The sequence below is a fragment of the Streptosporangium nondiastaticum genome, from assembly GCF_003011965.1.
Taxonomy (GTDB): domain Bacteria; phylum Actinomycetota; class Actinomycetes; order Streptomycetales; family Streptomycetaceae; genus Streptomyces; species Streptomyces nondiastaticus.
Genome location: NZ_PXWG01000059.1, coordinates 1 through 25,629 on the forward strand (window position 1 = coordinate 1; position 25,629 = coordinate 25,629).

The 25,629-nt window shown below is 73.6% G+C and carries 12 protein-coding genes and 2 tRNA genes; 7 read left to right on the plus strand and 7 right to left on the minus strand.

Features of this window, described 5'->3' with window-relative positions:
• Nucleotides 1-200 precede the first annotated feature (200 nt).
• Nucleotides 201-4,850, plus strand: a complete 4,650-nt coding sequence (locus tag B7P34_RS20755; protein ID WP_106678577.1) for an FtsK/SpoIIIE domain-containing protein — start codon at nt 201-203, stop codon at nt 4,848-4,850.
• A gap of 63 nt (nt 4,851-4,913) precedes the next feature.
• Here the strand turns inward: B7P34_RS20755 and B7P34_RS20760 are convergent, their stop codons facing one another.
• Both B7P34_RS20760 and B7P34_RS20765 read right to left on the minus strand, forming a co-directional pair.
• Complete coding sequence (locus B7P34_RS20760; protein WP_106678579.1) at nt 4,914-5,219, minus strand: hypothetical protein; 306 nt, start codon at nt 5,217-5,219, stop codon at nt 4,914-4,916.
• 88 nt (nt 5,220-5,307) lie between these two features.
• Nucleotides 5,308-6,294, minus strand: coding sequence for a WXG100 family type VII secretion target (locus tag B7P34_RS20765; RefSeq protein WP_106678581.1), 987 nt, complete (start codon nt 6,292-6,294; stop codon nt 5,308-5,310).
• Between the two features lie 206 nt (nt 6,295-6,500).
• Between B7P34_RS20765 and B7P34_RS37570 the strand changes: the two genes are divergently transcribed.
• Both B7P34_RS37570 and B7P34_RS20775 read left to right on the plus strand, forming a co-directional pair.
• A complete protein-coding gene (locus tag B7P34_RS37570; RefSeq protein WP_106678583.1) occupies nt 6,501-14,990 on the plus strand; it encodes a hypothetical protein in 8,490 nt (2,829 codons plus the stop codon).
• Nucleotides 14,991-15,147: 157 nt separating this feature from the next.
• Nucleotides 15,148-17,937, plus strand: coding sequence for a right-handed parallel beta-helix repeat-containing protein (locus B7P34_RS20775; RefSeq protein ID WP_106678585.1), 2,790 nt, complete (start codon nt 15,148-15,150; stop codon nt 17,935-17,937).
• A 70-nt stretch (nt 17,938-18,007) separates the two neighbouring features.
• Here the strand turns inward: B7P34_RS20775 and B7P34_RS37575 are convergent, their stop codons facing one another.
• The 3 genes from B7P34_RS37575 to B7P34_RS20790 form a co-directional block, all read right to left on the minus strand.
• Nucleotides 18,008-19,048, minus strand: a complete 1,041-nt coding sequence (locus B7P34_RS37575) for an RICIN domain-containing protein (protein WP_189382927.1) — start codon at nt 19,046-19,048, stop codon at nt 18,008-18,010.
• A 266-nt stretch (nt 19,049-19,314) separates the two neighbouring features.
• Nucleotides 19,315-19,629: a helix-turn-helix domain-containing protein gene (locus B7P34_RS20785; protein WP_223268058.1), complete on the minus strand. Its 315-nt coding sequence runs from the start codon at nt 19,627-19,629 to the stop codon at nt 19,315-19,317.
• A 220-nt stretch (nt 19,630-19,849) separates the two neighbouring features.
• The gene (locus tag B7P34_RS20790) at nt 19,850-20,734 is read right to left on the minus strand and encodes an AraC family transcriptional regulator (RefSeq protein WP_106678591.1); all 885 of its coding nucleotides are present in this window, start codon (nt 20,732-20,734) and stop codon (nt 19,850-19,852) included.
• A 339-nt stretch (nt 20,735-21,073) separates the two neighbouring features.
• Between B7P34_RS20790 and B7P34_RS37580 the strand changes: the two genes are divergently transcribed.
• The 3 genes from B7P34_RS37580 (at nt 21,074) to B7P34_RS20815 (ending at nt 23,682) form a co-directional block, all read left to right on the plus strand.
• Nucleotides 21,074-21,217, plus strand: coding sequence for a hypothetical protein (locus tag B7P34_RS37580; RefSeq protein ID WP_189382929.1), 144 nt, complete (start codon nt 21,074-21,076; stop codon nt 21,215-21,217).
• 122 nt (nt 21,218-21,339) lie between these two features.
• Nucleotides 21,340-22,314, plus strand: a complete 975-nt coding sequence (locus B7P34_RS20800; protein WP_106678595.1) for a hypothetical protein — start codon at nt 21,340-21,342, stop codon at nt 22,312-22,314.
• 492 nt (nt 22,315-22,806) lie between these two features.
• Nucleotides 22,807-23,682: a S8 family serine peptidase gene (locus B7P34_RS20815; protein WP_106678601.1), complete on the plus strand. Its 876-nt coding sequence runs from the start codon at nt 22,807-22,809 to the stop codon at nt 23,680-23,682.
• A 55-nt stretch (nt 23,683-23,737) separates the two neighbouring features.
• Here the strand turns inward: B7P34_RS20815 and B7P34_RS20820 are convergent.
• Nucleotides 23,738-23,822: transfer RNA gene (locus B7P34_RS20820), tRNA-Leu, on the minus strand.
• Nucleotides 23,823-24,005: 183 nt separating this feature from the next.
• Nucleotides 24,006-24,093: transfer RNA gene (locus B7P34_RS20825), tRNA-Leu, on the minus strand.
• Nucleotides 24,094-24,196: 103 nt separating this feature from the next.
• Between B7P34_RS20825 and B7P34_RS20830 the strand changes: the two genes are divergently transcribed.
• Nucleotides 24,197-25,534, plus strand: coding sequence for a DUF2254 domain-containing protein (locus tag B7P34_RS20830; RefSeq protein WP_106678603.1), 1,338 nt, complete (start codon nt 24,197-24,199; stop codon nt 25,532-25,534).
• Nucleotides 25,535-25,629 lie beyond the last annotated feature (95 nt).

The following is a 25,629-nucleotide window of genomic DNA, read 5'->3' on the forward strand; positions in this document are numbered from 1 at the left end:
GCCCCCGGCCCTGCCGCCGGCCCCGCGGCCCCGGCCCCGGCTCCGGCCCCGGCCCCGGGCGGGGCGGTCCCCGGAACCGCCCCCGCCCCCGGCTCCTTGTTGGAGCCGGAACCCGAGCCCGGGGTCGGGACCGGTCCCCGTCCCGCCCCCGGCGTATCCGCCGCTTCCCGCACGCACCCGGATCGGACCCCCGAACGCCCATGAGACTCTTCGTCAGCCTCACCGCGCCCGGCTCCGGCCGGGACCTCGTCCTGGACGCCCCCGGCACCGCCACCGTCGGCGCCCTCGCCGCTCAGCTCGCCGGTACGGGCGACGACGGCGCCGAGCCGCCCGTCCTCCACCTCGGCGACGTCCCGCTCCCGCCCGGCGCCACGCTCTCCGCCGCCGGGCTCCGCGACGGCGTCCGCCTCGGGCTCGGCGGACCGGCCGCACCTGAGGACACCGCTTACGGCGCGCCCCGCGGCGCACTCCCGCCTCCGTCCCGCACGCCCGACGGCGAGCGCCTGCCGCGGGCCGCGGGCGTGGAGCTGCAGCTCGTCGGCGGGCGGGGCGCCGGCCGCGTCTGGCAGCTCGCGCCGGGCACCCACGCCGTCGGCCCGCATGCGGGCAGTTCCGTCCGGCTGGAGGGGCGGGACGTGCCGCCCGCCGGGGTGCGGGTCACCGTACGGCCCGACGGCACGGTCCTGCTCCACACCGGGGAGCAGGGCGCGCACGCCGCGCTCTCCCTGCCCGTCCCGCCGCCCGCCCGGCCGCGCGCGGACGCGGCCCCACTGCCCCCGGCTCCGCCGGGTGACCTCCCGGACCCGGACGCCGACACCGCCGAGCCGCTTCCGCCGGGCTGGTGCGTGTGGCCGCTGGGCGGTGAGCTCGTCCTCGGGGAGTTCCTGCTGCGGGTGGCGGAGCCGACCGAGGCGGACGCCGCCCTCGCGGTCTCCGCGGACGGCGCGCACCTGGACTTCAACCGGCCGCCGCGGATCGTGCCGCCGCTGCAGCCGGAGCGGTTCGTCCTGCCCGCTCCGCCGGCCCCGCCCGCGCACCGGGCGATCCCGCTGCTGATGATGCTGTCGCCGCTGGTCATGGGCATCGGCATGGTCGTCTTCCTCAAGTCGTACTACTACCTGGTGTTCGCGCTCTTCAGTCCGGTGCTGGCGCTCGCCAACCACTGGAGCGGGAAGCGGAACGGCCTGCGCGACTACGTGGCCGCCGTCGCCGGCTACCGGACGCGCCGGGCGTCGCTGGAGCAGGACGTGCGGGACAAGGTGGACCGCGAGCGCGCGCTGCGGACCGAGGCCGCTCCGGATCCCGCGACCGCGGGCCTGTGGGCCGTGGGCCCGGGCGCTCGCCTCTGGGAGCGCCAGCGCTCCCACTCCGACCATCTCCACCTGCGCGTCGGCACGGTCCGGCAGCCGTCCCTGCTCACCGTCGACGACGCCGCGCGCGAGGACAACCACCGCTCCGTCCACTGGGACATCCCCGACATGCCGGTCGGGGTGGACCTGACGGGCGACGGGGTGCTCGGCATCGCCGGGGAGCGCGAGGCCACCGCGGCTCTCGCCCGCTGGGCCGTCGCCCAGGCGGCGATCCTGCACAGCCCGCGCGACGTGCGGATCACCGTGCTCACCGACGCGGCGGGCGCGGCCGGCTGGGAGTGGGTGCGCTGGCTGCCGCACGCCCGGCCGGGACAGGGCGGCGTGGCCGCCCCGGCCGCGGGCGGGCCCTCGGTGACCCTCGGCAACGACCCCGAGACCGTCGCCGCCCGGGTCACGGAGCTCGTCTCGGCCGTCCGTTCCCGCAGCCGCGCCCGGGAGTCCGGCCTGAGCGGGCCGCAGGCGGCCGAGCCCGACCTGCTCGTCGTCCTCGACGGCGCACGGCACCTGCGCGACGTCCCCGGCGTGGTCCAGGTCCTCAAGGAGGGGCCCGCCGTGCGGGTCTTCCTGATCTGCGTCGACCGCGAGGAGCGGATGCTCCCGGAGGAGTGCGTGTCGGTCTGCTCCGTGGGGGCCCGCGAGCTCACCCTGCGCCGCACGGGGCGGACCGACGTCACCACGGCCCGGCCGGATCTGGTGGACGCGGCGTGGTGCGAGCGGATCGCCCGTGCCCTGGCGCCCGTGCGCGACGTCACGCCGGACGGCTCCGACGGTCTTCCCGCCCGGGTCGGCCTGCTGCGGCTGCTGGGCCTCGAACCGCCCCGCGGCGACGAGCTCGTGCGCAGGTGGGAGCAGCGGCCCGCGGCCACCGGCATGCTGCTCGGCGCGGGCTACTCCGGGCCGGTCTCCTTCGACCTCGTCAAGGACGGCCCGCACGCCCTGATCGCGGGGACCACGGGCGCGGGCAAGTCCGAGCTGCTCCAGACGCTGGTGGCCACTCTCGCCGCGGCCAACCGGCCGGACGAGATGACCTTCGTGCTGGTCGACTACAAGGGCGGGAGCGCCTTCAAGGACTGCGTGCGCCTGCCGCACACCCTCGGCATGGTCACCGACCTCGACAGCCATCTCGTCGAGCGCGCGCTCACCTCGCTGGGCGCCGAACTGACCCGGCGCGAGCACGTCCTCGCCGGGGTCGGTGCCAAGGACCACCCCGAGTACCGGGCCCTGCGGCGGCGGAACCCGGAGCTGGCGCCGCTGCCCCGGCTGCTCCTCGTCATCGACGAGTTCGCCACCCTCGCCCGGGACGTGCCGGAGTTCGTCCCCGGGCTGGTCTCCATCGCCCAGCGGGGCCGGTCCCTCGGCATCCACCTGGTGCTGGCGACGCAGCGGCCCGCCGGAGTGGTCACCGCCGACATCCGGGCCAACACCAACCTGCGGATATCCCTGCGCGTCACCGATGCCATGGACAGCCAGGACGTCCTGGAGGTCAACGACGCCGTCGGCATCTCCGCGGGCACGCCCGGCCGGGCGCTGGCCCGGATCGGGCACCGGTCCGTCCTGCCGTTCCAGACCGCGTACGCGGGCACGCCGCGCGGGGACGGGACGGCGGAGGAGGCCGGGCCGGTCGCGGTGCGGCCGGAGCACTCCGCCCCCTCCGGCGGGATCCGGGCGACGGACGTGACGTGGGCTCAGCTCGGGCGTCCGGCACCGGCGGCGGGCCCGGACCACGGCGCGGACGACGACGCCGGCGCCCTGGACGACCCCTCGGTGCCGACCGACCTCACCGCGCTCGTCGAAGCCGTCCAGGAGGCCGCCGGCGCCCTCGGCATCCCGCAGCAGCCCAGCCCGTGGCTGCCGCCGCTGCCGCACCGGCTCACCCTGGACGACCTGCCCGAGCGGCCCCGCCCGGCGGGCCTTCCCGACGGGTACCTCGCGCCGGTCGCGTGGGCGCTCGCCGACCTGCCGGGCGCCCAGCGGCAGGAGGCCCTGGAGCTGGACCTCAGCACCTTCGGCCACCTCTACGTCATCGGGACCCCGCGCTCGGGCCGCTCCCAGGTGCTGCGCACGCTCGCGGGGGCGCTCGCCCGCCGCCACTCCACGGCGGACGTGCACCTGTACGGCATCGACGCGGGCGGCGGCTCGCTCGCCGCGCTCACCCCGCTGCCGCACTGCGGGGCCGTCGTGCCGCGCGGCGACCTGGAGCGCCTCGGGCGGCTGCTCGCCCGGCTGATGGCCGAGACGGCCCGCCGGCAGGAGTTGCTGACCGCGCACGGCGCGGGCGGGCTCGCCGAACTGCGGTCGCTGCTGCGGCCGGAGGACCGCCCGGCGCACATCGTGCTCCTCGTCGACGGCTGGGACTCGCTGGTCGCCGTCCTCGGCGACCTCGACGGCGGGCGTCCGGTCCAGGAGCTCACCGCCCTCATCCGCGAGGGCGCGCCCCTGGGCATCCACGTCGTCGCCACCTCGGAGCGCGCCCTGCTGACCGGCAAGGCCGCCGCGCTCAACGACGACCGCCTGCTGCTGCGCCTGACGGACCGTTCGGAGTACACGCTCGCGGGCATACCGGCCAAGCAGGTGCCCGAGCTGGTGCCGCCGGGCCGCGCCTGGCGCGGCGGCAGCGGCACCGAGGTCCAGGTGGCCCTGCTGGGCCGGTCCGCGGAGGGCGCCGCCGGGCCGGCCGGCGGCCGCGAGCAGGCGGAGGCGCTGCGGGAGATCGGTGCGCGGGCGGAGCGGCGCGACCGCGACGTCCCGGCCGGGCGGCGGCCCGCCAAGGTGCTCACCCTGCCCGCGAAGATCTCCTTCACCGAGGCGTACGACAAGGTGCCCGAGGCGCAGCGGCGGCCGCTGTGGGGGCTGCTGGGCATCAGCGGCGACGACCTGGCCCCGGTCGGCGTGGACTTCGCGGCGGACGCCCCGTCGTTCCTGATCAGCGGCCCGCCCGGAACGGGGCGCTCCACGACGCTGGCGTCGCTCGCGGTCTCGCTGCTGGCCGGGGGCACGCGGGTGATCGCCCTCACCCCGCGCGAATCGCCGTTGCGCGCGCTGGCCCGGCACCCGCTGGCGACCGTGCTGGAGCAGGCCGATCCGCCCGGCGAGGACGTGCGGGCCGCGCTCGACGCGGGATCCGGCCCGGCCGTGGTGCTGGTCGACGACGCGGACCTGCTGTCCTCGATGCCCGCCGCCGACGAGGTGCTGCGCGAGATCGCGGCCACCGGCCGCGACCGGGGCGTGGGCCTTGCGGCCGCGGGCGCTCCGGAGACGCTGACCTCCGCCGGGTTCGGCTGGCTGGGGCAGGCGCGCAGGGTCCGCAAGGGGCTGCTGCTGGCCCCGCAGTCCCCGGGCGAGGGGGACATGCTCGGGGTGCGGCTCCCGTACGACCTGCTGCGCGCGCGGCCCGTGCCGGGGCGCGGGCTGACGGTGGATCCGGTGACGGGGGCGCTGGTGTCCCTCCTCGTGCCGGAGACCGTGCTGCAGGAGGGGTGACGGCGCACGGGGCGCCCCCGGCCCGCGGGCCGGGGGCGCCCCGTCGTGTGCTGCCGCGGCGGGTCAGCCGCCGTTGGTGCTCTTGGCGATGTCCGCGTCCATCTGCGCCACCGCCGTCTTGATCTTCCGGAACTGCTCGGCGAAGGAGGTGATGCCCTTCATCGCCTCGGACAGCGACTGCGTGAGCTTCTCGTAGGACATCTTCATCGCCGGGCTGCTCTGCTGCATGAACAGGCCGTTGTCGAGCAGGCCCTCGACGGTGGTCTTGGTGGACTGCAGCATCGGCACGATGTGCGTGACGGCGTCGTCCATCGTCTTGGAGACCTTGTCGATCTCCACGTAGTCGATGTTGATGTTGCCCTGGGCCATGCCGGCTCCTTCTGGGTGATCCGGGTTTCGGGTGATCCGGACCGCTGGCGGTCCGGGTGGGGTGCTGCTCCGGCCGGGGCCGGCCGGGTCAGGGTTCGAGGTGCCAGCCGGTGTCCTTGTCCGCGCTGCTGCTGACCCACTTCTGCGAGCGGCCGTCGGGGGTCTCGACGGTCTTCGTCCCGCTGCCGTCCTTCTTGACCTCGACGGTCGTGGTCGTCTCGTGGCCCTTGTCGTCGACGGTCGTGTCGATGGTGCCCTTGACGGTCCGTTCCTTGCCGTTCTTGTCGGGACCGGTCGTCGTGTACGAGGTGCGGGAGGTCCGCTCCCCCGTCTGCGGGTTGAAGACCGAGGTGGTGTCGCCGCTCGTGGTGGTCTTCTTGCCGTCCGTGTCCGTGGTGGTGCTGGTGAAGGTGTTGGTCGTGGACTTGCGGCCCTCGGGCGTGTCCGTCGTGGTGGAGCGGCCGTTGGAGACCGTGACGTTGCCGGTCCCGTCGGTGGACCGCGACTCGTAGGTGCCGTCGGGCTGGTAGGTCGTCGTCTCCGTGCTGCTCAGGCCGCTCTTGGAGGTGACGGTCGTGGTGACCGACTTCAGCCTGTCGCCGTCGTACGCGTACGTGGTGGTCGTGGTGTTGCCGTTGGCGTCGCGCGTGGTGAAGGCGGTCGGCTGCGCCCCCGGGTCCTTCGGGGCGTCCGGGTCCTTCGGGTCGGCCTTCCCCTCGGCCACCAGCTTCTGCCAGCTGTCCCACGCGGCCTTCTGACCCTTCCACAGGTCCGCGGCGATGGCGGCGCCCTGCTCGTTCGCGGCCTTCGCGTGCCGCGCGTCCCAGTCGAACCAGCCCTTCGCCACGTTGTCGTAGAGCTCTCCGAGCTTGTCCAGCTTCTCCTCGGAGTCCCGGAAGGCCCCCGTCCACCGGACGTAGTACTGGCGCACCGCGGTCCTGGCCCCGGCCGAGCCGATGTCCTCGACCGAGGCGTCGGGGGTGTTCGTCCGCGCCTCGTGGACCTGGTCCTTCAGCGAGCGGGCCTGCTTCGCCACGTCGTAGAGCAGCTCGTAGTCCACGGCTATGTCGGGCACGGTCGCTTCCTCGGGGTTCGCACGGACCTGTCACACCGACAGATGTCCTTCCCGGACGATCCGTTCACTCGGAACAGGAAAGACTTCCGTCCCTTTGGTGACTTCCGGCACAGAGTGAACCGAAGCGGCTCCGATTCCATCGGACAGGTTGATCGTGCGCCGCCCCGGGGAGGGCGGCGCGGTGCGCAGCAGGGGGGAAGTACGAGGTGGCCACGCGTCCCGGTGACTGGAGTGCCGTAGGGCTGAGCGGGGACCCGACGCCCGGCGACCCCGCCGTCATCAACCGCCTGGCCGACGCGATGCACCGGCTCGCCGAGACCGCCGGGACGATCCACGACGGTCTGAACGCCCTGCAGCAGACCTCGGGCGAGGGGCAGCGCTTCATCGGCAAGACGGCGGACGCGCTGCGCGGCAAGGTGGACGAGCACCTGAACAAGTTCGCCGGATCGGTCCGCGAGTCGTTCCTGATGGCCGAGACGGCGCTGCGGACCTACGCGACCGCGGTCGGCGACGCCCAGACGGCGGCCGGCCAGGCCCTGACCGCCGCCCAGGGGCTGGCCCAGGACGACCCGCAACGGCAGACGCTCACCGAGCGCGTCTCGGCCGCCCGCGGCACTCTGGCCACCGCCGTCACCCAGCTCACTCACCAGCTGCACGAGGCCGGCGAGCGGATGCAGCAGCCGACGAGCGCCTGCGAGACGTTCTGGAAGGTCTTCGAGATCTTCACGATCATCTTCTCGGTCCTCGCCATCTTCACCGGCGGCCTCCTCGGCATCATCGCGTGGGCGATGAACGCCGTGCAGTTCGTGAAGGTCGCCGTCGACTTCAGCCAGGGCAAGGCCACGGGCCTCCAGCTGGGGCTGGCCTTCCTCGGCATGCTCTTCCCGTCCACCAAGGGCATCGGCGGCACCCTCAAGGCCATCGGCAAGGGCGTCATCGCGAGCGGCAAGGGCTTCCTGACCCAGGTGGGGCGCGTCGCCCTCATGACGGGCACGAGCCGCCTGGTGGTGGCGCCGCTCCTCCTCGCCTCCAAGCTCGGGGGCGGGCTGCGCGGCTTCCTGCCCATGCTCTGGAGCGGCGTGAAGGGCCTCGGCCGCGCCGGCCTCGAAGACTGGGCGAAGATCACCGGGGGTGTGACGGGCGCGTGGGCCAAGGCCGGCGCCTACGGCGCGGTCACCCTGCAGCGGCTCGGCCGGTTCGTGGTGGCGGCCCTGGTGCCGCTCAACTTCGCCGAGATCGGCGTCGTCGGCTTCCGGGGCGCGGCGGCCCTGGCCTTCGCCGACCGGGTGCTCGGCATCCCGCAGTACTCGCTCCGTCAGATGATGGCGAGGGCGGGCGATCTCGAATACCTCATGAAGGCGGGGGCTCCGGCGGCGGCCGGGGAGGGACGGGGCGCCTGGTCCGCCGGCCGGGCGGGTGAGCACCTCGGTGCCGCCCCGTTCGGCGGCCTCCGCTTCGGCCCCGGCTTCGGGTCGGTGTCCACCGACCTGTTCCACCTCTCGCTGACCCGGACCCCCGCGCTCGACTTCACGCAGCTGGGCTTCGCCAAGCTGGGCGACGTGCTGATGTCGCACCCCGGCGCGGCCGCGCACACCGGCACGGGCGCCGCTCCCGGCCTGCACGCCGTCTCCGGCCTCGTCACCCCGGCCATGCCGGGGAACTTCACGCTCGGCAAGGCCGGCCTGGCCGTTCCGGCGTCGGCCGCCGGCGACTCCGCCGTCACCTCCCTGACCCACCTCGACGCCTCCCTGGGCCAGGTCCGGCTCGACAGCAACCTGCTGCTCCCGGCCGACACCGCCCTCGGCGTCGTGCAAGGGGCCCGCCACCCCTCCGGGCTCTCCCTCCTGACGGACGTGCCGGTGACCGGGCACGGCGTGGAGGCGCCCGGAGGACTCGCGCAGAGCCTGGGCCCCCTGGACGACGGCAATGTCCTGGCGCGGGGCGCCATCGGCCACGCCGAGGACTTCGCCGACCTGAAGCTCCCCGAACTCATGGCCCTGCAGCAGGGCGACGTGACCGTGCGCGGCATCACCGCGGACGGCATCTCCCTGCGCATCGGCCGGGAGACCGACGTGACGGTCAACGCCCAGACCCTGACGTCGCTCGCCGCCGGCTCCCACGGCGGCGTCCCGCACGCGGCGCCGAACGCGGTGGCGCCGCACTCCGGCGGCCTCCCCGGCACGGCCGCGGTCCCGGAGGGCGCCGTGGCGAGCGCGGCCTCGCACACGGCCGTGCCGCACGGGGGAGTGCCGGGCGCGCTGACCGCGCAGCCCGTCCCGCCCGTGACCACGCACGTCGTCTCCCCGCCGCACGGCTCGACGGCGGCTCCCACGGCGCACGGCGGCGCCCACGCCCCTTCCGCCTCCTCGCTCAAGGACACGGCGCCGCAGGTCCCGCACCCGGTGAAGGACGCCGGCGTGCCGGCCCCCGTGTCCGCGGCGAACAGCCGCGAGCAGGCCCTCGCCCTCCTCAAGGGCGACGACGCCCGCCCCCGCGGCGCGGGCCTGAGCGCGTCGGCCGGCGCGCCCGCCGGCGGCGTCTCCTCCCGCTCCGCCCTGGACGCGGCCGGGGTCTCCCCGTCCCGCGTGGACACTCAGGCCCTCGACCTGGTGGCCCGGCCCGGCCGCTCCGCCGACGCCGCCGGGGAGCTCAGGCTCCCGCAGCCCGCCCCCCTGCCGCCCGCGCCTCAGCCCGTGAACCCGGTTGCCGCAGGCGAGAGCGCCGTGACCCGAGGCCGCACGGACACGCCGACGAGCCCCGGGGACCTCCGTCAGCCGTCCCCGTCCCCGTCCGCACACACCTCGCCCCTCGGCCCGCCCGCCCCCGTGCCGGCGCACGTCGAGGGACACGCGGCGGCCACCGTCAGGAACCAGCTCCGGCTCTCCATCGGACACGTCATCACGGGCGGTGCCGCGGACGGGGCGACGGCCGAGCTGCGCATGCAGCGCTACGTGGCGTACGAGCAGTCCCTCGCCGAGCTGCGCGCCGCGCAGCGCGACGCGGGCGCCGGAGCCCCGAAGACCCCCGGCGCCGGGCCTTCCAGCAGGCCCACCGGGGTGCGGTCCGCGGCGGAGACCCGGCTGGACGCCGCCCTGGCGGAGGTCAAGGACGCTCGCAAGGCCCTCCGCGAGATCGGCATCGACCCCGACGCGATGCTGAACGAGGTGCGGACGCTGAACGTCCGCACGGTCCTCGACCACGGCGGCGTGCCCGGCGGCGCGGAGCGGCCCGACCTCTCCCGGGTGCTCGACGACGAGGCGGCAGGGGCGGACACCATCCCGGCGCCCTCGGTGGAGCACGCGTCCGGCGACCTGGCGGAAGGGCCGCTGGACGACCTCACCGTCCCGGACGCCGGACCGCTTCACGGCGGGGCGGCCCCGGACATCACCCCGGTGCCGCCGGTCCGCCACGAGGTCGCCGTGGGCCACGTCGACAACCCGTTCGCGCAGGCCGAGGGCCGCCTCACCGCGGAATTCACCGGCGATCCGCTGGCGTTCCTGGGCAGGCAGCCCCTCTACGGGGCCTTCGAAGTCGGCATGACGCAGCGGATGCCCGGCCTCACGCAGGAACTCGCCAACCGGTTCCTCCAGACGATGGACCAGGCCACGCAGCACTGGTTCGTCCTCGTACGGGCCGGCGACGCCGGTGCCCATGAGGGCACCCTGCTGCTCACGCCTGCGGTGGAGCGCTACGCACAGGCGTTCGCCGAGGGCCGGCTGTTCCACACCCCGCACGTGACCGAGAAGGTCATGGACCTGTTCGAGGAGCTCACCGCTCACCCCGCGCTCCCCCGGCCCATGGCGGCGGACCACTACCTCGCCTCGGGCTACATCCCGTACCAGCCCGGCGTCGCCAAGGGCGCGAGCACGATCGGGAACGCCGTCATCCGCCGGAACCCGGGCAGCCACGTCGGCGCGGAGTTCGTGTTCACCCCGGAGATGACGGGCTGCGCCCTCGCCGTGACCGACGTCACCGACGACACCTTCCGGGCCTGGCACTACCAGTCCCCCAACGGAATGTCACAGCGTCAGTTCGCCGCCGCCTTCCGGGCGGAGCGGTCCCCCACCGACTGGTTCGGCGACGCGAGCTACCTCGGCCCGATGCCGGACGGCTACCGCAACGGGGCGACGAACATCCTCTGGCGCAAGGAGGACGGCTCCTGGCACATCCTGAGCCATGAGTACCGGGCACCGCTCGACCTGGAGCTCGGCGCCTTCACGCTGCCCCGCGAGCCCTTCGCCCGGCCGCTGCGCCTCACTCCGGGCAGCGAACTCGCGTACACGAAGAAGATCTACGACGGCATGCGCGAGGCGGCCGACACCGCGCTCCAGAGGAAGCTGCTGGAACTCCTGCAGACGCGCGGCCTCGGGCCCCGCGCGCTGAACGAGCTCCAGGAAGTCGTCCTCGAACCGATCACCCGCACGCTCCTCGGGGAGGACGCGCAGCTCGCGAAGGTCACGAACTTCGAGGAGCTCGCCACGACGGTGACGACGCTCAAGGGGCAGCGTCAGACGACCGCGAAGGGCGTCCGGCGCGCCCTCGACGGACTCGCCGTGCCCGAATCCCTCAAGGGCAAGATCGAATGGAGCGTCGGGGAGTTCGAGAACTCCGGGTGGCTGACGGCGGCCGGCGAGGCCGAGGCCCGCATCAAGGCCGGGAACCACGTCGTCACCGAGGCTCAGCCGCCGGTGCACACCGGCGGCGCGACGGTCGCCGAGCACGGAGGGACCGGTCCCGTCCCTGCGGCCGTCCATCCCGCGGACACCAGCACCGTCCCTGCGACCGTCCACCCTGCGGAGACCAGCTCCGCCACTCCTCCGGCCACCCACCTCGCGGACGACTCGGCCGCACCGGCCGTGCCCGCGCCCGGCGGCAAGGGCAAGGGCCGCGCCGACGTCCAGGAGCCCCGGCCCCTCCTGTCGTCCGGCGGGCGCGCCGACGCCCAGGAGGCGGCGCGGGTCATGCAGGAACGGATCAGGGTCCGGCAGGAGATCATCACCGGCGGCGCGACCGGCCCCGAGGCCGAGATGCGGCTCACCGCGTGGGACGCGTACGAGTTCGCCCGGACCGATCTGGGCCGGCTGCAGGAGGGCGTCGAGCGGGAGCTGCACACCGGCCCGTCAACCGGGCCCACGAGGAGTCAGCAGCTCCTGCAGTCGCAGCGGGACGCGGCCGAGAGCGAACTGGCCCACGCGGAGGACCGGCTCCGCGAGCTCGGCATCGATCCGGGGGCGACGAGCGACCGGATCGACGAGGCCGTGGCGAGGATCCGGACCGGCGACGGGACCGCGCTCGGCGGTTCACGACGCGGGACGCTTCCGCATGCCGGAGCGCGGCACACCGACGCGCCGCACGCCGACGCGCCGCAGGCGGAACCGGCGCACGTCGCCGGCGACGCGACGGACTCCGGCGCGACGGACTCCGGCGCGCTGGACGAGCCTGTGCCGGACGAGGCCGTGCCCGGCGTGCTCGACGAGGCCGTCCCCGGTCCCGTCCACGCGCCGGAGCCGGTCGCCGCACCCGCCCCGCAGCCCGTGCCGGCCGTGGGGCAGGTCGACAACCTGTTCGGCGCTCTGGAAGGCGTCCGGTCCCAGGCGTTCGCCGGCGACCCCGTGCGGTTCCTCAACGAGCACCCCGTGTCCACCGAGCTCTCCCGGGGCATCCGGGAGCGGATGCCGGGGCTGAGCCTCGCGCAGAGCAATGCCTTCGTGGACCGGATGGGTGACTGGGACCGGCACTGGTTCGTCCTGCACCGGGACAACAGCCTCCCGTTCAGCGAACGCGCCATGGTGCTCACCCCCGCGGTGGAACGGTACGTGCAGGCCTTCGACAGCGGCGAACTCTTCCCCGGCGGCACCGCCCTCGTACCCGAAGAGACCAGGAAGCTGTTCGACGGCCTCCGCTCGCACCCCGGCCTCCTCCGCCCGCTCACCGACGACCACTACCTCGCCTCGCACTACATTCCGTACAAGACGGGCCTCGCCAAGAAGGACGGCGACATCGGCCAGGCCGTCATCCCCCGCACCCCGCGGGAAGGAACCGGCTCCGCGTTCGTCTTCACCCCGGAGATGAACGGCTGCGCGATCGCCGTCACCGACGTCACCGAGGACGCCTTCCGGGCCTGGCACTACCAGTCCCCCGGCGGCGAGGCGGCCAACGAGTACGCCACGAGGTTCCGCCTGGGGCGCGGCGGCGACAACTTCGAGGGCCCCGTCACGCCGGAGCGTTCGGTGCGCGACTGGGTCGGTGACGCGATGTACCTGACGCCGGAGCACGGTTCCCGGCGCTGGAAGGGAGCCACGAACGTCCTCTGGCGCAAGGAGGACGGCACGTGGCACGTCGTGAGCCAGGAGTACCGGGCGACCCCCGGCCGGTCCGGCCTCGAGGACATCGCCCTGCGCCGGTCCGCCAAGGTCTTCCCGCTCGACCTCGCCGGCGGCGGCGCGCCCGGGTACCTCCGGCGGATCTACGACGGCATGCGGGTCGAGAACGCCCTGGAGATCGAGGGCGAGCTCGTCGCCGCGCTGGCGGGACTCACCCGCAGCGACCCCGGACTGGCGGGGGCGCTGCAGAGGAGCATCCTCGACAAGCTCTTCGGCACCCGGCTGGACGAAGAGGCCCGGCTGGCGGCGGCCGGCGACCTCGACGCGCTCGTGGAGGCCGCGGAGCACCTCGGGAATCTGCGCCGCGACACCGCGGACGCCCTCCGGCAGGTCCTGGACGGCACCACGCTGGACGCCCCCCTGAGGGACCGGCTCGACGGCATCCTGGAGCGCTTCGAGGAACCGCGCTGGGCCCGTGAGCTGAAGCGCGAGGCCAAGGCCCGGCTCAAGGCCCCCGCCTCCGGGCACGATCCCGCCCCCGAGGCCGGAACGCTCCGCATCTCCGGGCCCGGGGCCGGCCCCGACGAGGCCGGTCTGCAGGTCACCGCGGCCCGGGACGCGTACGCGGAGGCGTACGCCGAGCATGCCCGCGCCCAGTTCGAACTGAACGAGTGGAACCAGCGGTTCGCCGGCGGGGCGGGCCCGTCGTCCCTGCCGCCGGGACCCTCGCGGCCCGAGCTCCGGCTCGCGGCCGCCGAGGACCGGCTGCACCAGGCGGGGGAGGAACTGAGAGCTCTCGGCGTCGACCCGCAGGGGGTGCGGGCGGAGATCGAGGAGACCATCACGCGCAGCGGGAAGGAGAGCAAGGGGCTGCCCGGCGGCATGCGGCGGACCGACCCCGGCGAGGGCGGTTCCGGCACCGGGCTGCCGGAGGCGGAGACCTCCGGCGCCGTACCCGAGCAGCCGGTGCCCGACGACATCGTGCCCGACGGCGTCATGCCCGAAGGCATCGTGCCGGACGGCACCCTCGCACCGGCACCGGCACCGGCACCGCACGCCGTCGAGCCGTCCCCGACGCCGCTGACGAACCTCGCGCCGCAGGACGAACGGCTCACACGGGCCTTCGTCACGGAGCCCGAGGCCTTCTTCAGATCGCACGTGGTCTCCGTGCGCTTCGACATGAACATCGCGTCGAGGTCGCCCTGGCTGAACAGCGGCGACATCGCGGGGTTCCTGGACAGGCTGAACACCTGGGAGGGCCGCCACTGGTTCGTGATGCACCAGGCCGAGGGCCTGCCGGCCCGGGACACCACCGTGATGCTCACCCCGGCCGTCGAGAAGTACATCCAGGTGGACGCGGACCGCGCCGGCCTGGCCAAGTACGCGGACCGCCGTCCCCCGGTGGCACAGGACGGCGACTACCTGTCCCCCGTGTTCCTCCCGTACATGAACGGGCTCCCGGACGTGAGCGCGAACGGGAGCGCCGTCTCGAACATCGGGACGGTGCGCGTTCCCAGGGTGCCCGGAGAGCACCCCGGCTCCGAGTTCGTGGTGACCCCCACCATGAACGGCTGCGCCCTGGCCGTCACCAACGTCGACGAGACCGGGTTCACCGCTTGGCACTTCCAGTCCCCCGGCAGCAGCATGGGGGCCGACATGCGCTTCCGCCTGCACCAGGACCGGCAGGTGGTCGACTGGTTCGGCGACGCGGAGTACGAGACGCCGGTGAAGCGAGGGCAGTACCAGGCCGCCAACATGCTGTGGCACGACAGGGGCAGCGGGCAGTGGAAGATCCTCAGCCAGGAGAGCGACATGCTCTACAGCGAGAGGGGCGCGTGGCTCGGGCTCTCCAGGACGCACGACCTCACCCGTGACCTCCGCCTGGAACCCGGCGGGGAGCTGGCCTACACGAAGACGGTCTACGAGGGGCTGGAGACCACGTACCGGCAGAGGGTCGACCGGGCGCTCATGCAGCTCGACGACAAGGCCGTCTGGAGCAAGGACCAGTACAAGCTCCTGACGAACGACCTCATCGCCCCGTACAAGCGGCGGATGGACGAGTTCCGCAGGCAGCTGGCCGCCCAGCCGGACTTCGCCGGTCTCGCCGAGCTGGCCACGGTCATCACGGAGCGGCAGACGCTGACCGAGGAGAACATCGGGCACGCCGTCGAGTCCTGGTCCAAGCTCCTGAAGCCCTTGGAGTCCCAAGGGGGGCTGGGGTCCCTCTGGGGGAAGTCCCGGCCCTTCGACCGGCGCATGGACAACCTCCTCGCGTTCCTCCGCGAGTACCACAACGTCGGCTGGGCGGAGCAGCTGCGGACCGAGGCGCTTGCCCGCCTCGCGCCGCCCCCGCAGCCCGGGGCGGACGGTTGATGAGAGGTTGTCATCACCACTTGGTGAGAGGTTGTCATCGCCGCTTGATGAGAAGTTTCATCACCGCTCGATGAGAAGTCTCATCGCCGCCTGACGAGAAGTCGCCATCACCGCCGGTCCAGCCCGGTCCCGCCCCTGTACGTCTGACGGAGCCCCCGTGACAGTCCCCGCCCAGCCGGCCGCCACCCACCACGTGGGCGGCGGCATACCCGGTGCCCACCCCGGCCTCGCATCCGCCCTCGCGGCCGCGGCGGAGGGCGACGAGATACGCATCGCCCCCGGCGTCTACCGGGAGGCGGTGCGGATCGAGCGCGGCGTGGCGCTGCGCGTCCTCGGCGAGGAGGCGGGGGGACGCTCCGGGGCCGTGGTCCTTGCCGCCCCCGGTGACGGGCGCCCCGCCCTCGAAGTGGCGGCGGGCGCACGGGTGGTGGTCGACGCGCTCGTGGTCGAGGGGGAGGCCGCCGACCGGCCCGCCGTCGTGCTCGCGGGCGGGCGCACGGAGTGGTCCGGCGGCCGGATCGGCACGGGGCGGCTGGAGGTGCACGGGGACGCCGCGCTCGCCATGACCGGAACGGTCCTCGCCGGCGCCGCCCTCGCCGGGGTGCTGCTGCGCACCGGCGGAGCCGTCGCCCTCACCGACTGCAGGCTGCTCGGGACCGACGGCACGGGGATCGTCGCGGGCGGGTCGACCCGGGTCGAGCTGCTCCGCACCTGCATCCGGGACACCACGGGGTCCGCGCTACGGGTACGGGAGGACGCCGCCGTCACCCTGCGGGAGTGCCTGATCGACGGTGCCGGCCGGAGCGGGCTGCTCGTCGAGGACCGGGGTTCCGCCCGGCTCACCGACTGCCGTGTCAGGGCGTGCGGCTCGGACGCCGTGCGGGTCCTCGGCAGTTCCGCCGCCACGGAAGCGCCGGAGACGGCGGAAACGGCGGAGACGGCGTCTTCCCGGGAGACCGGTGGTGGCGGCGGTGGCGTCCGGCTGCACGACTGCGAACTCTCGGGCGCCGGCGGGGACTCCGTACGCGCCGACGGCCGGAGCGAGGTGGAGCTGGCCTTCTGCACGCTGCGCGACAGCGGCGGCTCCGGCATCAGCGCCGGGGACGACGCCCGGATCCGGGTCACCGGCACCAGGATCGCGCGCACCGGCGCCGCGGCCGTCGTCGTCCACGGCTCCGCCCGGCTCACCGCCCGCGAAACCGTGATCCGCGCGTCGGCGGCCAACGGCCTCGTCGCCACCGGCGACGCCGTCGTGCACCTCGACGACAGCGCCCTGGACGAGTGCGCCTACAGCCCCGTCCACGCGGGGGACAGCGCCGAGATCCGGCTGCGGGGGCTCCGCATCACCAGGACCCCCGAACACGGCACCCACCTGGTCGCCGGCGCGCGAGCCATCATCGAGAGCACCTGGATCAGCGACTGCGGCATGTCGGGGGTGGACCTCGCGGACTCCGTCCGCGCCGAACTCCGTGGCGTCGCCGTGCACCGCACGCGCAACGGCGTGACCGCCGCCGGCCACGGCCCGACCCTGCTGCACGGCTGCGAGATCGCGGACAGCGAGCGCGCCGCCGCGGTCCTGGGCCCCGGTGACCAGGAGGTCACGGGCGGCAGCCTGGTGCGGGCGGGCACCGCGGGCCTCGTCGTCGAACCCGGTGCCGCGCCCCGGGTCACCGGCCTGGAGATCCGGGACGCGGCAGGCTCCGGCGTGGTGGTCGCGGGCGGCGCCGAGCCGCGGCTGAGCGGGGTGCGCATCCTGCGGCCGGCGAAGAACGGGCTGATCGTCGACTCGGGAGGCGGCGGCGTCTTCGAAGAGTGCGAGATCGTCGCCCCCGGCTTCCCGGCCGTCCACCTCGCCGGATCCGCCGCCCCGGTGCTCCGCCGCGTCCGGGTGCAGGACGCCGCAGAGGACCTGAGCGCCGATCCGGACGCCGATCCGGTGGTGGAGGAATGCGTCTCCGTACGGGTCGGGTCGCCGCAGTGGCCGCAGCTCGCCGGCGCCGCGGGCCGGAGGACGCCCCTGCCCGCCGGGGCGGAGCACGCGGGCGCCGCCACGGCGGGGGCCGGGGCCGACGGTGACCGGGAGGAGCCCGAGGAGAGCCTCGACGACCTCCTCGGTGAGCTCGGCACGCTGATCGGGCTCGGCCGCGTCAAACAGGACGTCGCCTCCCTCGTGAAGCTCATGCGGATGGTCCACCGGCGGGAGGCCGCCGGGCTCGCGGCCCCGCCGCTCAGCCGGCATCTGGTCTTCGCCGGGAACCCCGGCACCGGCAAGACCACCGTCGCCCGCCTCTACGGCCGCATCCTCGCCGCCGTCGGACTGCTGGAGCGCGGCCACCTCGTCGAGGCCGACCGCTCCTCCCTGGTCGGCGAGTACGTCGGGCACACCGGGCCGAAGACCCAGCGGGTCTTCCAGGAGGCCATGGGCGGCGTGCTCTTCATCGACGAGGCGTACTCACTCGCCCCCGCGGCGGGCGGCGGCAACGACTTCGCGCAGGAGGCCGTCGCCACGCTCGTGAAGCTGATGGAGGACCACCGCGACGCCGTCGTGGTGATCGTCGCCGGCTACCCGGACGAGATGGAGCACTTCATCGATTCCAACCCCGGCCTCGCCTCCCGCTTCAACCGCACCCTGCTCTTCGAGGACTACGACGACGCGGAGCTGGTGCGGATCGTGGAGCAGCACGCCGCCTCCCACCAGTACGAGCTCACCGAGGACGCGCGGGACGCCCTCGGCGCCCACTTCTCCGGCGTCCCCCGCGACCACCGGTTCGGCAACGGCCGCTCCGCCCGCCAGGTCTTCCAGGCCATGACCGAGCGGCAGGCGTACCGGGTCGCCGAGATCGAGGCGCCGTCGGAGGCGGACCTCATCACCCTCACCCGCCAGGACGTGCCGGAGGCGGTGGGGGCGGTGGGGTCGGCGGGAGCGGTCCCGGGCGGGGCGGCGTAGCGAGCGGCCCCGCCTGCGGGCCGCGGGCTGCGGCTCCGCCCTCGGCTACGGCTACGGCTACGGCTACGGCTCAGCCGATCTGCCACTTCTGCTGCTTGGTGCCGTTGCAGGTCTGCAGCTGGAGCCGCAGCCCCTTCGAGCCGGTGTCCGCGGCCTCGACGCACTTGCCGGACTCCGGGTTCACCAGGGACCCGTCCCGCTGGATCGCATAGGCCTGGGTGGGCTTGCCGTTGCAGTCGGCCAGCTGGATGGCGGCCCCGTCCGCCGTCGAGCGCCGCTGGGTGTCCAGGCAGAGCTTGTCGTCGTAGAGGGACCAGACCTCGCCCTCCGGCCGGAACTCGAACCGCTGAATCCGGTCCCCGGAGCAGTCGTCGAGCTCCAGCGGCGCGCCCTCCTTGGACTTGCCGCCGACGATGTCCACGCACCGCTTCGCGGCGAAGCCCATGACCGGGCCCTTGATCCTGCCGTCGTCGAGCTTCGGGGGACGCGGGATCTCCGGCTTGGGCGGCTGGACGACGCCCTTCTTCGGAGGCTCCGGCGGCTGCGGCTTGATCCCGCCGTCCCTGAAGGCCGCACCGGGATCCTCACGCCCGGAGCCGGAGGACCCGCTGGAGCCGCCGGAACTGGACCCCCCGGAACTGGAGCCAGAACTACCGGAGCTGGAGGACCCGCTGGAACCACCGGCACCGCTGGAACCACCGGAGCCACCGGACCCGCCGGAGCCGGACGCCGAGCCACCTCCGGAACCCCCGGAACCCCCGGATCCGGACCCCGATCCCGACCCCGACGCGGAGCCGGACCCCGAGCCCGAACCGGAAGGCTGTCCCGGCCCGCCCTTCCCGCCGGTGGCACCACCGCCGCCGGTCCCGGTGCCCGCCGGCTTCGTCTCCCCGGCGGCGTTCCCCGCGCCCTTCGGGCGGCCGGCCGCCGAGGGGCCGTCAGCACCCGGCTTGCCCGGCTCCTTGACCGCGGCGACCTTCTTCGAGTCGTCCGAGGTGAACTGGATCTGCTCGGCCAGCGGAACGGCGCCCACGGCGAGGCCCGTCACCGCCGCGGCGGAGGCGAGGGCGGTCCACACCCTCCTGCCCGGCAGCAGGCCCCGCCGGGGCACGGACGGGCGTCTGGCGAAGGTCTTCGAGAACCCGTCCCGAAGCCCCGTGTCCTCGGGTGTTCCTGACGGCCCGGTTGATCGGTTCGTGCGCTCGGGTGACACGTCATCTCCCGTGTGGGTGCGAAGCGGCAATGGCAGCGGTCGAGCCCGGCCGCGTGCGGCGTTGCACCCCCGGGCCGTGCGTCCTTCACTCCAATAGGAGGAGATTTCACCCCGGCGGGATCCACTTCCCGGCAACCAGTTCGAAAGAAGTGACGGCCGTGCCGTCAGTGGGCCGCCCGGGTGGGAAGCCAGCCGGCCTGGACGGCGAGGACGCCGACCTGGAAGCGGCTGCGGGCGCCCAGGCGCTCCATGAGGCCGGTGGCGATGCGGCGGGCCGTGCGCCGGGAGACGCCGAGCCGCTTGGCGATGGCCTCGTCGGTGCGCCCTTCCGCGAGGAGCCGGACCGTGGCCTCCTCCTGGCCGGCGAGACCGTCCGCAAGGCAGAGACCGGCCAGCTGTTCCTCTACCCCGGAACCCGCAAGTCCGGCCTCAACGCCCTCGACGACCGCGTCGAAATCGGCACGTCCGGCTGGTGACACAGCCACCGCTCCGGCCCTGAAAACAGAAGAACCCCAGCTCAGCTAGGGTTCTTCGCTGTGTCCGAGGAGGACTTGAACTGGCGGAGGAGACAGGCCGCTTCCCCCGTAAGCGGCCTGTCTCCTCGGCGCAGGGAATCCGCACAGGCGTGCCGCCCCCGTACCACCGCTGCCGGTCCCGGGTTGCCGGGCCGTGAGCGGCAGGATCTCGCCGAGGAAGAAGCTACGCCGGTGCCTGGCCGGCGCTCTTGAAGGAATGCGCCCTTCCGTTTGATGGCACTCGGGGGCACAGGCCGCGTGGGGTAGTGCCCGAGAGGGCGCGTATCTCCCGGGTGAGATGGGCCTGGTCGGAGTAGCCGCAGGCGGCGGCGACGGCGGCGAGGCCGGTGTCCCTCGTCTCGTCGGCAATGAGGCGCAAGGCCCTGTGGAAGCGGAGGATGCGGGCCAGCGCCTTCGGCGTGACACCCACTTGCTCACGGAAGAGTGCCTCCAGGCGACGCCGGCGGACCCCGATGTCATCGGCGAGGGCGGAGATCAGGGTCCGGCCCGAGGTCGCGTTCAGCCGCTGCCAGGCGTGGACGACGGCATCGGACGGGTCAGGGCCGGCCGTCAGAAGGGCGGGGAGAAACCGGTCGAGCAGGTCGAAGCGGTCGGACCAGGACGGCGCCGAGGCGAGCTGGTCGATGAGCTGTTGCTCCCTGTGCTCCCCGATGATGTCGGCCAACCGCACGGGGGTGCCGGCGAGTTCGTGCATGGGCAGGTCCAGCAGGGCAAAAGCCCCCGGAGGCGTGAGGCTCACACCCATGCCGAAATGATGCCCCGAGAGCTCGACGTCCACAGGCGCGTCCAGCACGCCACTGACCGGTGACCGCACCAAGAACACGTCCCCGGAGCCGTCAAGCCGGGAGACCTGACGGCCGGCGGTCTCGAAATCAATCATGAGCATCGGCGTCGCACTCGCCACGCTGCGCCGGCGCAAGGGGGAGTCCAGCCGTAAGTCCAGGCCGACGTACGCCATGACGGACCCCGCCAGCCGGGGATGAGGCGGCCGCACCGCCACCACCTCCGGCAGCAGCGCCCGATAGCTGCTGATCAACCGGCCTTCCACATGCCATCCTTCCTCCCGGGCGCCGCATCAGACCCGGGAGAACAGAAAAACCCCAGGGTAACTGGGGTTTCCTACTGCCGCCGACGGTCTGGCCAGGTTGCGCCCGAAACGCCCCGGGAGGAATCTGGAAGAGAGGGCTTGGGGCGCCTCGGTGGTACGGGGTGAATGATTCAACACCGGGATGTGAGCACGGTGGTTGATGCTGCAACCAGGCACGGGGGTAAGGGCGAGCACGGGGGTAAGGGCGAGAAAGAGCCGGCACGCGACTCCCCCGGCACCCGCCGTGACGAGAGGTACCGCCACGACGCTCCCCGCCACCGGGTCCGGCTCCCCGGCTTCGTGCGTGAAGACGCGGAGATCGGGCTGGGCGACGCCCTCGCCCGGGTGACCTCGGCGGCGGGATTCCGCCCCTGCGGCGGCTGCGCCCGCAGGGCCGCGGCGCTGAACCGGTGGATGGCGTTCGGCGGCGGACGGAACCGCTGAAGCACCACGCACGAGGCAGCACATCTACGACACGAACGCGCATCACGACGCGTACACGAGATGGCGGCCTGAGGGACCGCGCCGGCCGCGGAGCCGGACAGAGTGTGCCTGAGGAGGGACCGATGAACCCCGAGACCCCTGACACCGAGGCGGAAGCCGAGGTGCGCCCCCCGCCCTCCGCCGCCGCCATGCCCGACCCCGCCGTCATGCCCGACCCCGAGGATCCGCGCCCCGCGCCCGCGCCCGTCCAGCCCACCGTCACCCAAGCCTGCTGCGACTGCGCCACAGCCGGCTCCCTCGACGGCAGCGGGGAGGACAGCGGCGCCGGGGGCTACGTCTACGTCCTGGGCCGCGTCCACGCCGTCTTCCCCGACCTGTCCGTGCAGCGCGAGTTCCTCCAGGCGGCGGGTGCCGACGGCACCACCTACACCACCGACGCGGACGCGCTCTACCGCGTCCTCTCCGCCCCGGAGAACCGCTACATCGCACGGCAGATGTGCTACGTCCTCGCCGTCCAGGGCGTCGACACCTACATCCTGGAGCCCGGCGACCCCACCGTGCTGGACGACCTGCTGGAGGCCCTGCGCCCGGTCGAGGACCAGCGCGACCTCGCCGTGATCGTCGGCCACCTCGGCCCGGTCGCGCCCCCGGACGCCTGTCAGGGACTTTCCGTCCGGATCGTCGGAGTCCAGCACATCTGGGCCTTCGACAGCAGGGAACTGATCCAGGCGATCGACCGGCCCGACGACACCTCCAGCGAGGAGTTCGAAAGGTCCGCCGGAGCTCTGCTCGACCGGTTGCTCCAGCTCAGCGACAACGCAGGCACAGAACCGGCCGACCGGGCCCTGAACTTCCTGACCGTAAGGGACCAGGAGATCTACCGGAAGACCAACCAGAAATACAGAGAGGGCTACACCCTCTCCGCGGTGGAGGCCATGCCCTCCCGGCTCAGCGCCGGGTCGCAGACCGTCATCACAGCCGTTTTCTCCTACACCCACCTCCAGACCAACGTCACCGAGAAGTGGTTCACCCGCGTCGGCCTCGCCGGACTCTTCCCCTTCCGGGTGACCCCGCTTCAGAGCTACTACAGCCGATGACGACGAAAGAGAATGAGGCGAACCGAAATGCGTATCCCTGGATTCGCCGTCGAGCCGGCGACATACAGAGCGAACGCCGGCGACCTGATCCTCCCCCAGCAGTTCACCTGCGAGGAGGAACTGGGCCCGCCCTGCCGCCAACACTGCCAGGGTGCGAGCGACTTCTCTGCGTGCGTGCGGCGGTGCCTGAGGCGGGCCTGCTCGAACAAGTGGCGGTGATGCACCGTGACACTTCCCGGATTCGCTTCCACAGCACCCGCCCCGACCACCTGGCGGGACACATCAGGTGATCGGCTGCACCCGCAAACGGACATGCACTGCGAAACTTTTTGCAGCAATATGTGCGCGAACGAGTGCGAGGACGCGCCCCCCTGGGAAGCGGGCGACTGCCTGAATGGCTGCACAGACCGGTGCATCGACGAGTGCGAGCCGCCCCACACCCTGACCTGGTAGTCCGGCCGCTCCACCCGACGGCCGAAGGAAGGGGCGCCCATGGACCCCCTGGATCTGGCGGGCCCCATGGACTTGGCCGGCCTCACGCCTCTCATGGCTCGCACCCCTGGCCGGCCCTCGGTTGTCGTCGGCCTGATCGACGGCCGTGTGGCCCCGGACCACCCCGCCTTCGCGGGCCACCCGGTCCGGGAACTGCGCCCGGCCGCGGGTACGGGAGGCTGCCGCCGCGCCGACATCTGCTGCGCGCACGGCACCGCCGTCGCCGGGGTCATCGCCGGCGGCAGGGGCGTCTGCCCTCGCTGCACCCTGATGTCCCGGCCCCTCTTCGCGGACCGCCCGGCCGACGGCGGGCCCGCGACCTGCCTCTCCGGCGTGAGTACGGGAGAACTGGCCGACGCGATCACGGAGAGCGTCGACGCCGGCGCCCATGTCCTGAACCTCAGCATGGCCCAGCCCGCGCCGTCCGGGTTCCGCGACCGGACGCTGGAGGCGGCCCTCGACCACGCCGCCGACCGGGGCGTGATCCTCGTCGTCGCCGCCGGAAACCAGAGCCGGATGCACGCCTCCGTCCTCACCGACCACCCGTGGGTCATCCCGGTGACCGCGTACGACCGCGCCGGGCACCCCATGCCGCAGTCCAATCTGAGTGCGTCCATCGGCCGCCACGGAGTCGGCGCCCCCGGCGATCGCATCCCCGGCCCGGGGCTCGGCGACCGCCCCTTCCTCCTGAGCGGTACGAGTGCCGCGGCGCCCTTCGTCACGGGCACGGCCGCCCTCCTCCGCTCGGCCGCCCCCGAAGCCACCGCAGCGGCCGTGCGGTACGCGCTGACCCACGGCCCCGGCCGACGGCGCTCGGTGTCCCCGCCGCTGCTGGACGCATGGGCCGCGTACAAGACACTTCGCGGCGTGTCCTAGCACCGCCTCCGGGAGGAAAGCAGAAGAACCCCAACTGAGCTGGGGTTCTTCAGTGTGTCCGAGGGGGGACTTGAACCCCCACGCCCGATAAAGGGCACTAGCACCTCAAGCTAGCGCGTCTGCCATTCCGCCACCCGGACCGGTGGTCTCACACGGGATGTTCCCCGCGGCGACATGGACAACCATATCAAGGTTTCGGAGTGCTTTTAGGCCCCTGTCCTGCGGAAACGCCCGCCCGGACGAATCGGCCCGCCCCCTGGCCGCCCCGCCTCCCGCACCTGGCCGGAAAAACAGAAAAACCCCAGCTCAGCTGGGGTTCCTACTGGTGTCCGAGGGGGGACTTGAACCCCCACGCCCGATAAAGGGCACTAGCACCTCAAGCTAGCGCGTCTGCCATTCCGCCACCCGGACCGGTGGTCTCCCGCGGGGCGTTCCCCGCGGCGACATGGATAACAATACCAAGGTTTCGGAGTGCCTCTCACCTGGGTATCTGGGCGGGGCATAAGATCTTTTTGTGGGCAATACGGGGCAAACCTGGACGGCTGAGGCGGCCGGGAGCGGCCGGAGGCGGCCGCGGCCCCTGTCGCCCCTGCGGGAGCACCTGCGGGACACGTTCTGGTTCGCGCCCACCGTGGGGCTCCTCGGGGCGGCGGGGCTGGCCGCCGGGGTGCTGGAGCTGGACCGGTTCGTCATCGGGGCCCTGAAGCGGGACGGGGACTACGGGACGGTCGAGTCGCTGATCGGGATCGCCGACGACACCAAGACGATCATCACGACCGTCGGCTCGGCGATGCTGACCTTCATCGGCGTGGTGTTCTCGATCTCCCTGGTCGCACTGCAGATGGCCAGCGGGCAGTTCTCCCCGCGCGTGGTGCGGCTGTACGTGCGCAGCCGGATCACCAAGTGCACGTTCGCCGTCTTCCTGGCGACGTTCCCGTTCGCCCTGCTGGTGCAGGCGTCGTACGAGGGGACCGAGGACCCGCGCGCGGTCACCACGGTCCCGGTGTTCTCCAGCATCGTGTGCGTGCTGCTGGTGCTGGTGAGCCTGGGGCTGTTCATCGCGTACGTGAACGCCACGCTGCGGCTGATGCGGGTGAGCCATGTGATCGACCGGATCACGCGGGAGTCGTTCCGGGTGCTGGGCAAGTACGGCGTCCCCGACGACGAGCGGCCGGCGCTGGCCGGGCCCGGTGCGGAGGTCGTGCACACGGGGCGGGCCGGGGTGCTGCGCGACGTGCACATCGCCCGGCTGGTGCGGGTGGCGCGGCGGCACGGGGTGGTGCTGCGGCTGATCCCGCGGATCGGGGACTTCGTGGTGCCGGGGACGCCGGTGTTCGCGGTGCACGGCGGGGCCGCGCCGCCGCCGCGGGCGCTGCGGTACACGGTGTCCGTCGGTGTGGAGCGCACGTTCCACCAGGATCCGGGCTTCGGGCTGCGGCAGCTGTCGGACATCGCCCAGCGGGCCCTGTCGCCCGCTGTGAACGATCCGACGACGGCCGTGCAGTGCCTGGACCGGATCACCCAGTTCCTCGCGGCCCTGGCCCGGCAGCCCCTGGGCGCGCTGCACCACTGCGACCGCCGGGGCGCCGTGCGGCTGGTGCAGGACGTGCCCGGGTGGGCGGACCTGGTGGACCTGGGGTTCGCGGAGATCCGCGGCTGCGCGACCGGCAGCCCGCAGGTGACCCGGCGGCTGGCGGCGGCCCTGGACGACCTGTGGCACCTGGCCCCCGCGGGCCGGCGTCCGCCGCTGGAACGGCACCGGGCGCTGCTCGCGGACGCCGTGACGCGGGCGGTGCCGGACGGGGCGGACCGGGAGTTCGCCTTGCTGCCGGACCGGCAGGGGATCGGGTAGCCCGGCCGGCGGTCGTCGTGGGCCCCGGCGGGGTCCGGCCGCGCCCCAGAGACAATGGAGCGGCCAGCAGCCCTTCGACCACCGGGACGGATCAG